The 10,225-nt window shown below is 62.7% G+C and carries 11 protein-coding genes and 1 pseudogene; all 12 read right to left on the minus strand.

What is annotated here, in order from left to right; genetic code table 11:
* Position 1: 1 nt before the first annotated feature.
* On the minus strand, positions 2-763 hold the full coding sequence (gene trbC, locus DENOEST_RS19635) for a type-F conjugative transfer system pilin assembly protein TrbC (protein WP_232096617.1): 762 nt from the start codon (positions 761-763) through the stop codon (positions 2-4).
* Positions 657-1,766: a conjugal transfer pilus assembly protein TraU gene (traU, locus tag DENOEST_RS19640; RefSeq protein WP_183148390.1), complete on the minus strand. Its 1,110-nt coding sequence runs from the start codon at positions 1,764-1,766 to the stop codon at positions 657-659. Before traU ends, trbC begins: the two co-directional genes overlap by 107 nt.
* Positions 1,763-2,398 carry a type-F conjugative transfer system protein TraW gene (gene traW / locus DENOEST_RS19645; protein WP_183148391.1) on the minus strand — a complete coding sequence of 212 codons (636 nt, stop codon included), beginning with the start codon at positions 2,396-2,398 and terminating at the stop codon, positions 1,763-1,765. The genes traU and traW overlap by 4 nt, the downstream gene beginning before the upstream one ends.
* On the minus strand, positions 2,385-2,864 hold the full coding sequence (locus tag DENOEST_RS19650) for a S26 family signal peptidase (protein WP_232096598.1): 480 nt from the start codon (positions 2,862-2,864) through the stop codon (positions 2,385-2,387). The genes traW and DENOEST_RS19650 overlap by 14 nt, the downstream gene beginning before the upstream one ends.
* On the minus strand, positions 2,861-3,271 hold the full coding sequence (locus tag DENOEST_RS19655) for a hypothetical protein (protein ID WP_183148340.1): 411 nt from the start codon (positions 3,269-3,271) through the stop codon (positions 2,861-2,863). The genes DENOEST_RS19650 and DENOEST_RS19655 overlap by 4 nt, the downstream gene beginning before the upstream one ends.
* A pseudogene (gene traC, locus DENOEST_RS19660) lies at positions 3,264-5,860 on the minus strand (type IV secretion system protein TraC). Before traC ends, DENOEST_RS19655 begins: the two are co-directional and overlap by 8 nt.
* A gap of 72 nt (positions 5,861-5,932) precedes the next feature.
* Positions 5,933-6,535, minus strand: a complete 603-nt coding sequence (locus DENOEST_RS19665; RefSeq protein ID WP_232096619.1) for a TraV family lipoprotein — start codon at positions 6,533-6,535, stop codon at positions 5,933-5,935.
* Between the two features lie 55 nt (positions 6,536-6,590).
* Complete coding sequence (locus tag DENOEST_RS19670) at positions 6,591-7,301, minus strand: DsbC family protein (RefSeq protein WP_183148342.1); 711 nt, start codon at positions 7,299-7,301, stop codon at positions 6,591-6,593.
* On the minus strand, positions 7,294-8,658 hold the full coding sequence (locus DENOEST_RS19675) for a TrbI/VirB10 family protein (protein WP_183148392.1): 1,365 nt from the start codon (positions 8,656-8,658) through the stop codon (positions 7,294-7,296). The genes DENOEST_RS19670 and DENOEST_RS19675 overlap by 8 nt, the downstream gene beginning before the upstream one ends.
* A complete protein-coding gene (locus DENOEST_RS19680) occupies positions 8,651-9,397 on the minus strand; it encodes a type-F conjugative transfer system secretin TraK (RefSeq protein ID WP_183148343.1) in 747 nt (248 codons plus the stop codon). Before DENOEST_RS19680 ends, DENOEST_RS19675 begins: the two co-directional genes overlap by 8 nt.
* The gene (locus DENOEST_RS19685; RefSeq protein ID WP_183148393.1) at positions 9,333-9,926 is read right to left on the minus strand and encodes a type IV conjugative transfer system protein TraE; all 594 of its coding nucleotides are present in this window, start codon (positions 9,924-9,926) and stop codon (positions 9,333-9,335) included. The genes DENOEST_RS19680 and DENOEST_RS19685 overlap by 65 nt, the downstream gene beginning before the upstream one ends.
* A 6-nt stretch (positions 9,927-9,932) precedes the next feature.
* A complete protein-coding gene (gene traL / locus DENOEST_RS19690) occupies positions 9,933-10,223 on the minus strand; it encodes a type IV conjugative transfer system protein TraL (protein ID WP_183148394.1) in 291 nt (96 codons plus the stop codon).
* Positions 10,224-10,225: the final 2 nt, after the last annotated feature.

Here is a 10,225-nt window from a genome sequence, read left to right on the forward strand (position 1 = left end):
ATCATCGACCCCTCAATTGACGGAGATAGCGGCTGGCCAAGGGCTCGAACTCGGGCGCGCGGCGCGTCAGTTCGTCCAGGGCGTAATCGAGCGTCACGTCGCCGGAGACGGCGGCGTAGGTGTTCGGCTGGGCGCAGCCATCCGCATCAAGCTGGTCGATGGCGTCGGGCTTGGTCAGCACCACGGTGGGCACGGCCGAAACCTTGTACTTGTCGAAGGCGTTGGGATTGACCAGGACATTGCCGCCCTGCTCGCCCAGGTCATGGATCGCCTTGGCGGTGTCCTTGTACGAGTTGTTCTTGAACCCGCGCAGGACAACGGCGCCGCCGACCCGGTGAGCGCTGGCCACCAGGCGCTTCAACGACTCGGCGGGCATCGAGAAGGACGCGAAGATCATGAGGTCGTCCGACTTGCGCGCGATGGCCTTGGACTCGTAGCGCTTGGCCAGGGCCTCGATGTCCACCTGTCCCGGCGCCGGGGTCGGGATATTCGGAAAGACGTTCGGCGCGCCGCTAAGGGACGGGTCGGCAAATATGGTCTTGCGCTCGGCCTCGATGCGCGCCTGTTCGCGCGTCAGACGCTCGGCGCTGGGCATGCCGTTCTTCTTGGGCTTGAGTGCGGGGTTGTCGGGCGCGAACATTTCCTTGCGCTCGGCTTCAATGCGCGCCCGCTCTTGCGCGAGGGAACCGGAATCGGGCTTCTGCGCGCCGCTGGGCGTAGCGAAGGCGGCCAGCAGGAGGGCAAACAGGAGTGAGGATTTCATCAGAACACCCCACGCCGAGGCAGCAGTTCTTTTTGCGGAAGATCATGTAGCTGAAGTCTTCCCCGGCATACGGATAGCTCTTGCCGGCGCCCCAAATCGCAGTGCTGCGGCCGTAGGGTTGGCAGCAGCGGCCGTTGATCTTGTCGGTCTGCGGCACGGGGTAAAGCATGTTGTACTTGTATTGGGTCTTGTCCATCACGGGCTGCGGATAGACACCGCAAAGGCCGTCGCCGCCGGACGTGCCCCACATCAGGAATTCGCGGTGCAGCTTCGCAGTCATGCGCTGCACCAGGAGCGAGCTGGCTTGAACGTGGGAGACATGGGCCTGCACATGGCCATTGAAGGGGTACATGCCGCCGTTGCAGCCGGCGCACCAATAGAGCAGGTTCGAGCCGAAGCCGGCGGTGGCCAGCACGCAATCGCCCGCGCACGCGGCCTGGGCAATGGGGTTGCCGAACAGGAAGGTCTCGGGGTTGAGCAACATGGTCAGCTCGTCGTCGTTCCACAAAGGATCAACCTCGGTGATGTAGGCGACATCGAGCGAGCCGGTTTCCATGCAGGGGTGGTCAAGGACGACTTCGAGCCAGTAGAGGATCGGATCGACGTACCAATGCACCTGATAGCTCGACTGCATGGTTAAGTCCTGCTGCCGACGAACCTCGCCTTCCGGCGCCCGGATGCCGGGGTCGAGCTGGATGCCGCCCAGCGAGACGAAGCAATACGGCGTGCGGGTCACGTCGACACGACGCACGGGCTCCCAAAAGCCGGTCTTGATGCCGATGATCGGCGGGTTGGAGCACGCGCAAAGCATGCCGCTGGGGTTGGAAGTGTCCTCCTGCCCCATGGACATCATTTCGGTGCCGCCCATCGTGATGGGGAACATGCAGGACCAGCAGATATCGGTGATGGGGTTGGCGAACTTGCCTTGGCAGACACCCGCGAGACTTTCGCGCGCGAAAGTGGCGGTGAGCAGCAGCAGTGCGACGTAGAGCCAGCGTTTCATTTCAACTCCTTCGCGGGGATTTCTTCGAGTAGCAGAGCCTTGCCCTCTTGGCGGATCAGGGACGGGACGGCCCGGATGCCGAAGCGCTTGCTCAAGGTGCCGTGCTGGTCATAGAACACCTGGGTTTTCCAGGTGCGGGTCATGTCCAGCCAGGAGCCGGCGACGAGGATGGGCTTGATGCGCTTCTGTTGCTTCTGCACCAGCAGGCGCACGGCCTCGCGCTGGGCGGGATCGCGGCCGTCGAAGAACACGAGGGTCTTGGACAGGCCCGTGATTTCGAGGGGATTGATGCGCGCGCCCGCTGGCACCACAACCTGCCCCTCGTCGGTGGTGACGGCCTTGGGGTAGTGAACGGTCGGATCAATGAGACGCTGCGCGCGCTCGGTGACGGTGGCGATCCTGTCGACGGGCGGCATGTTCTTCACGCTGTTCATGGACCGGCGCACGGCTTCTTGCTGGAGCTTCTTCAGCTCGCCGGTTCGCTCCTTTTCCTGGAGCTTCTTCATAATCATCGTGAGCGCACTTTCTTCGGCAATCGGGTAGGTCTGCCCGAGGGTGCCGAAGTGCGCAGCTTGGGCCGCCGGAAGGATCAGGGCGACAGCGGCCGCGATGACCAGCTTAGAAGATCGCATAGGCCCTCCCGATCACGGCCGCCGCCTTGATGTTGCCGGACAGGGAGTAGCGGGAATCAAGGCTATCGACGCTGGGCGTCGCCACGAAGTATTCCCCCGCCGGGATTGCACCAGCTCCGGCGGGCACTAGCGGCACCCCGGCACGCGACTTCGGCTTGGCCAGCCCGATGTAGTGGTCATTAACCCAAAACGCCGCGCCTTCGCGCTTCACGGTGTCGCCTGGGATGCCCTCAACGCGCTTAATGAACGTGGTGCCGGCGGGGTACGTGGCGCCGCCATGCCAGCGGTAAGCGATCAGGTCGCCCTTCTTGAAGGCGCCGCCCTTGTGCACCACGTAGAGGGTGCCGGGCAGACTGGAAGTCATGTTGATCGTGAAGTCGAGATAGGGGGTCGAGGCCCACGCGAGCGCAGCCGCTGCGAAGAAGCCACCACACACCCCCCAATAAAGGCGCTTGGCGTTCATCATTTCATCCTTTGGCGCACCAGATCGGTGTAGTCGGCAGCGGTGCCGCCCAGCAGCGCCGCCTTGTTGACGAGGACGCAGCCGCATTCCTGCCCTACTGCGTCGATGGTGGTGGAGAGCTTGACGGCGAACTCGGCCGTCATCTTTTCGAGGCCGGCGCGTTGATCGTCGGTCAAAGAGCCGGCGCCAAGAATCTTCATGGCGCGCTCTTGGTCTTCTTCGACCAGCTTTTGCAGATCGACCGTGGCTAGGCGCGGCGGGATGCGCTGGGCCGCCATGTAGGCGATGGGCGCGAGGGCGGCGAGGGTAAAGAGGGTCGAGGCGAGTGCCGTGGTCAGGATGTCGCGCACGCGCGAAGGTGCGGCCGGCACCGGTTGAAGGGCCGCAACGGTGGGGGTTTCGTTAGACAAGTTGTCCTCTCCTTTGCAGCATGATCGTCAGGGCCTCCATGGTCGAATAGCCCTGGTTGAGCAATGACTCGCATTCGTTGAAGTCGGTGGCGTTGGTGCTCGCCATCAGCAGGGAAAACGGGTCGGGAATGTGGCGCACCACGGAATCGCCGTTGGGCGAGGCGATCAGCATTTCGGAGAAGCGGCCGCGTTCGGTACGCAGTGACAACAGCATCCGTTTGACGGCCGGACTGAAGTTCACCATGCCGTCCTCGATCAGCTTCTCCAGGTTCTTCTTGTCCTGGCGCAGAAAGAGTTTCCAGTCGGCGTTGGAGTAGGCGGCCTGGCTGGCGTCGTTCTTGAAGGCGTCTTCGATGCCCTGGGTGCCGACGCAGAAAATCCCGTTGTACTTACGGGCGCGCCGGTAGCCCTCTTCGATGAACTCGGCCGTTTCCTTGTCGGCGCCCAGGAGCTGCCACGCCTCATCGACGAGACAAATCTTCTTGCGATCGCGCGACAGGTACATGTCGTGGGCAATCCGGCTGGTGAGCACGAAGAGCACCACGCGGCGCAGCTCAGGGGCATTCTTCAGCTCTTCCAGCTCCAGGCCGATCATGTCGCCGTCGAGCGAGATATTGGCCGGCCCGTTGAAATACTCGCCGTAGATGCCTTCGGTCGTGAAAGGTTGGAGCTGCTTGGCCAGCTCGTAGGCCACCCGCTCCACCCCGCCGGACTCGTTCTTGATCTTGTCGAGCAGGAAGTCGCGGATTTTGGTCGGGGTCGTTTCGGGGCCGTAGTCCTTCCAGACGGCCGTAATCGCCTCGGCGATCAGTGAGTATTGAAACTCGGTCAGCGGCGCATTCGGGCTTGCCATGCGGCCGATCATGGGCTTGAGCAGGCGCATTTCCGCCTTGAAGTCGAGTTCGTTGTCCGTCCCGACCCAAGAGAAGGGATTGATGCAGAGCGGGTTCTTGGCGAAGGGCGTGAACTCGATGAAGGTGCCCTTCTGGAGTCGAATCAGGTTCTGGTAACTGCGGCCCACGTCGATAACCCACACCCGCGCGCCGATGCCACGGTAGGCACTGACGATCTCGTTCATGGCCACCGACTTGCCGGAGCCGGACACGCCGGCCACGAAGACGTTGTAGTTGCCCTGCTGGTTCGAGTAGAAATCCAGGAAGGTCGGCGAACCGCGACGGCCGAAGAAGAGCATCACGGGGTCGCCGGCCCCCTTCCACTCGCCGATGATCGGCGCCATGTCGACGGCATTGACGGTCGTCTTGGTGGTGATGAGGCGCAGTTTCTTGAGGTCTTCGCGGGCCGTCTCGGTCAACGTCATGGGCAGGCTGGAGTACAGCGTGGCCAGTTGCAACAATTTGAGCGGAGTGATGGTGAAGCGCTCATTGCGCCAGACGTTGAGTGCGATCTGACTGGAGCGATTCATCTGCGACCTTGGCGCGATCAACAGCAGGGTGTGGTACATCTCGCACATGCTCCCGCCGTTGTTGAGCTGGTGCATCACGATGTCCCAATCCTGCGCCTGGGTGGCCAGCTCCGGCTGGTACTCGGCCATCTTGGACTTGGCATTCATCTTGGCCCGCGCGCTCTTGAGCTGGGCCTTGCTGTCCACGATGTTGGGGTCCAGGGTGAAAACGCCGCCCGTGACGACAAACGGGCATGGGTACTGCAAGCCGTCATCGAAGAAGCTGCCGATGATGTTGGCCATTTCCCACAGCTCTTTCTTCTGTGGGTATTGCAGGACGCCGAATCCGCGCATGGAAATGCGCGTGTCTTCCTCGTCCTCGGAGGCCGGCGGCATCCCGAAAGGATCTCGTCGGCCTTGACGCGGACATGCTGGCCGAAGTCGGTGAGCTGATGCTTGAGTGGCTTGCCCTCGTCGTAGCCCAGCGCCGGGAACGGCTGGCCATTGAACATGACTTCGGGGTTGAGGATGGGCCAGAGGAAGTCGATGAGCCCATCGGCGTTCATGGTGTAGGCCGGCAAGTTGGCCGTGCGCAGCGAGGCGCGGATGGTCTCGCGCAGCTCGGTCATTTCTTCAACGAGCTTGCTATCCGTGTGCGATCCGGCCTTGGTGACGGAAATCATCAGCCGGATGTTCTTAATCATGAAGTTGTCGTTGGGGAACAGCGGCCGCCCCGACGTGCGCCGGATGTAGTTGATGCGGCGCTCGGCCAGCTCCAGGAAGAACGAGCTGGTCTCGCCGCGATCCACGGCGATGTGGCGCTGATCCTTGTAGGCTTGATACTGCTGATCGAGAATGGGGCTGCCGAACAAGCACCACTGCACGCCGAAGTGCGGCGGGATGGGAGTAAAGAGCGTGGCCAGGCGATTGGCCATTTCGTCATCGGCGCCGGTTTGGGCCAACACCTCGAAGGCGAAGGCCACCGAGTTGTCGTTGTAGAACAGCTCGCGTTCCGGGTCGAACTGGTCATAGCGCAGGATGTTGTGCAGGCCGTAGACCTTGGTGAGTTCATTGGCCGCATCGAGCGGCGCCGGGTTCTTGCCAACATCGGGCGTATTGCCCAGCACGGTTTGATCCCAAAAGCGGGACGCCGCACCTTTCAGTTGTTCCATCATGGTTTTTTGCATCGGGCTTTCCTTCGAGGGTTACTGAACGGCACCGGCCTGGGCGACATCGGCGGGCGTCGCAACCACGGGCGCTTATTCGGTTTCAGGGTTTTCAGGAATGACGTCGTTGGGCTTGAGCAGGCCGTTCAGGAACTGCGCCGCCGCTTCCGGCGTTGGTCGCTGCTGCATCGTGCCGTTGGAAACCATGCCGTTCTCCGACGTGCTGGGCAGGCCGTAGGCGCCTTGAGCGTTGGCGCGAGGGGCATTGGCAGCGGATGGCGCGCCAGGCTGGCCGGAGCCCTGCTGGAAGACGGGCGCACGCACAGGCCGGTAGGTGTCCTGGATGCGGCGGCGGTTGTGCTCGACCAGCCACCGGCCCGAATCGACCGGCAGATAGACATAGCTCTGGTCGTGCAGGTCGCCGTCCGAGTCCTCCCAGGGCGCGAACCACACGCGCAGCACGCGCGGGGCGCTGCGGATCGGCGTGCCGCTGTAGATCGGCTTGGTCAACACGCCGTTACCCTCTTTCGCGCGCGAAAGATCGGCGGGCGCAGCGTCACCGTCACCGTGTCGATTCACCCGTTGGCCAGGAAGGTTCTTCTGCTGGGCATTGGCGTAGATGCCGGTCATGGATTCGCACAGAATGCCGTCGGGGGCCTTGCACGCGAATTCGGTCTTCGCGTCATAGCCTGACATGCTGCTGCACCGGAAAGGGCCACCACGCCCAGCGCCGCAAGAATGGTCAGTCTCATTACTTACCCCCCAGCCATTGGTCGATCTTGTCGGCCGGCGCCGCACCAGGCAGCGTGCGGCCATCGAGGGCAATCAAGGTCGGCGTGCCGACCACGCCCAGCTTGGAACCCAGCACCAGGTTGTCGTTGATGGGGTTGTTGCACGCCTGAAGGGTCGGCGTCACACCCGCCATCATCAGGGCGGACCACGCCTTGGCCTTGTCGGGTGCGCACCAGACGGCGATGGATTTGGTTTTCGCCTCGGGATGCAGCGTTTCGAGCGGGTAGAGGAACGTATAGATGGTCACGTTGTTGAGGCGTGCCAGCTCGCCCTCCAGCTTCTTGCAGTAGGGGCAGTCAGGATCGGAAAAGACGGCCACGGCGCGGCTACCGTCGCCCTTGACGGTCTTGATGGCGTTGGCCAGGTGCTGGCTCGGGAATTCGACCTTCTTGGTCTCGACCTTACGGGCCGCCGTGATGTCGACCTGTTCCTTCATGTCGAACAGGTGGCCGAAGAGGAAATAGCGCCCGGACTCGTCGGTGTAGGCGATGTTCTCGCCCATCACGACTTCGTAGAGGCCCGCGATTTGTGACTTGCGGATTTCTTTGAAAGTCGTGTTGGGGTACATGCCCTTGAACTTCTCGACGATCTGAGAAGGGGCCGCGTCCTGGGCGATGGCGGCCGTGGCGAATGCGGCCAGCAGGGCCACGGACAAAGCGCGTTTAATCATCTTCATACCTCCTGGAATTCGATCCGGTGCGTTTCAAAAGACCGCGATAGTCTTCGCGGACATCGGCCTTGCCGGTGTAGACGGCGCCCTTGGTCACAAGCAGCTCGATGGTTCGTCCCCCATCGGTCTCGATGACGGGAAAGAGCTTGTCGGCGGCCTTCAGGTAGTACTGCGCGAGCATCGTGCCGGCCTGCCCGACACCGCCGCCGATGGCGGCCTGCCCCACCTTGTCGGGGTCGATGGTCTGCGTAGTGCCAAGGCCGCTGGTGTTGGTGGTCGTGGCGGACTGCTGGAAGGCGCGGCCGATGCCGGACAGGGCGCCGGCAAACAAGGCGTTGGCCAGAAGCTGGCCTTGTTTGGTGACAAGCCGCCCGCGCAAGCCGGCCTTGCCGTCTTCGCCGATGGCTTGGCCCTTGATGGCCATTTCCACGGTTTCGCCGTTGCCCAGCACGCAAGACAGTGTTTCAAGGCGGATCATCGACCGCTCGGACGACAGATCGCCCCACGCGGCGCCGATGACGCGGCAATCCTTGATGTCCAGCTTGTACTTGCTCGGCAGGTTGGCGGGGTCCAGGACATGGAAGGCCACGGGCAGCGGGTTGCCCTGCGCTTGGCCGCCCGTGGGCGCGTCGATGCCGTTGAGCATGGCGACCCGCACAAAGGAGCCCGCCGGGATGAACTCGATCTGCCGGCGCGAGTCGGTGCCCTGGGTCGTGCCGTACTTCTTCGCCTTCTCGTCGACCGGGAAACCCACCACTTCGGTATTGCCGCCGGGCGAGCCCGCATTGAGCGCGTTGTTGCCCTTGCCGATGGTGCCGAACTGGATGATTTCGAGCTGGCGTTTCGGCGGCTCGATGGTCTGATTCAGCGGGGCGTTGAGTGGCGCGCCCGTGGCGGTAGCGCCCGCCGGACGTGGGCCAGTGGGAGGCGTCAAGACCCGCTGCCCGGCACCGCCCTGGCCTGCGCTCTGCACCGGCAAGGGCTGCTGCAACACGGCGCCATCCGTGGGCGGCCGAGTGGAATCCGTGGCGCCGGGCAATCTGCTCTTGCCCGACTTGAGGTCTTCCAGCTCTTTGGCCTGCTTCTTGATGAGGTCGTCTTGCTGGCGAAGTTGGTTCTTCACCTCGCTGATGAGCGTTTCATTGCTCTTCTCGCGCGCGGCCTGCTGGGCGCGCCAGGCATCGCGGTCTTCGAGCGAACCGGGGGCCGTGATAGTGACGGTCTTGGGTTTCTCGCGGTAACTCGCGGGTGTGGAATCGAAGAGGAACATTCCGGCGCCCATGAGACCGAGGATGCCGGCGGCGGCCCCGATCAGCATGTACTGGCGCTTGCGGACTTGGGCGTTGGGATCACTCATTTTCTTTGCGCTCCCGCACGAGGAAGATGTCGGTGCCATCGCCCGCCGGCAAGGTGTGGTGCTCGATGGAAACGGCGCGCACGCCTCGGCGATACAGCTCCTGTTCGACCAGCAACATGTCGGACGGGGAGACATTGGTCAGGCGGTATTTCTCGCCCACCAAGTCGCCTTCCAGGTACTTGGTCAGCAGGACCAGGCGGCCCTCTTTCCACAAGGGCACTTCCTTGTTGACGGCGATGCTTTCGACGCTTTCTTGCAGCGCCGGGTCGGCCATGACCAGCACCAGGTCTTTGATCTTTCGCTGGTACGACACGGCGCGACCGTCAGCCGTGGTGCGCGGTGCGGCGCTGGCAGGGCCGCCCTTCTCGCCCGGCGGGCGCAGGATGATTTCCTCACCCGAGACCGGGCGCGGCACCAGGATGACCTTGTAGGTCACCCCCTTGTCGTCGGACACGAACAAAGTGACAGTGCCCACGCTCGGGGTGTCGCTCGCCAGCGTGAAGTAGAGGGCGCCCAGCGCTTCATCCTTCACGACGGAAATGACATCCTTCTGCGAGGGCACCACGCTGGCGATGCGCCGCCCTTCGACGGCCAGCCGGTTTTGTTCCTTCGCGGAAATGTTGACCTGAACGTGGTTGCGGTCGGCCCCCTCGATGACCTGGGTGGCGTGCGCGTTAAGACTGGCCAGCAGCGCGAGCAGCAGAATCGGCCTTGACGATTTCTTCAATTTTGGAAACATAGAGACGCCCCGAAGATGTGACGGTGAATTCAACCAAGTAGTCCTTGTCGCGTTCGCTGGTGAGCTTGTCGGCGATGTAGGTCTTGAGCTTGCCGCTGACCTTCACGCGCATTTCGCGCTCGGACACTTCCTCTTTGCGCGGCACCCAAATGGTGGTGACACGCTCTTGCTTGATCCGCATGGCCGCCGAGTCCAGCGCGGTCTTGAGAACCGCGTAGCCATCGGGGTGAGCCATCTTCAAGATCAACTTGTTGTTGTATTCCGCCGTCTCCGGGGTGACGGTCAGGATCGAGCCCAGCACGTAGCCGGCCATGTCGGCCAGGTAATCCTTGTTGGCGTAGTTCGCCCCGATCTCGTAGGGCCGGCGGACTTCCGGCGGCACGATCCGGGTGGTATCCCGGAACACCACGTAGCTCAGGAGGAACAGGCCGCCGAACAAAGTGCAGGCCAGCACCAGATTCATCAGGCGGTGAAAGCGGATTTGGGACTTGAGCGCATCGCGCTCGTTGTGTGCCTTTTCAGGTGTCATGGCGGGCTACCCATTGAGTTCGCGGATGTGGGAGCCTGGCAATTCCTTCGGTTCAGGAAAGCCAGTGAACCAATAGAGAAGATGAGTGGCCATGCCCGGATGCTGGCCCGCCTTCAGCTTGTTGTAGAGGAAGCCCAGCAGCACGCCGAAGAAGACCCCGGAAATCGGGAACTCCGTGGCCACACCGATGAGCATCCCCAGGATGGCGATGGCGGCTACATCCAGCTCCCAAAACAGAAACTTGCCGGCGTCATCCAGTCGGCGCGGGATGTAGTGAGACAGATCCGTTTGTGACATGA

The sequence above is a fragment of the Denitratisoma oestradiolicum genome, assembly GCF_902813185.1.
GTDB classification, from domain to species: domain Bacteria; phylum Pseudomonadota; class Gammaproteobacteria; order Burkholderiales; family Rhodocyclaceae; genus Denitratisoma; species Denitratisoma oestradiolicum.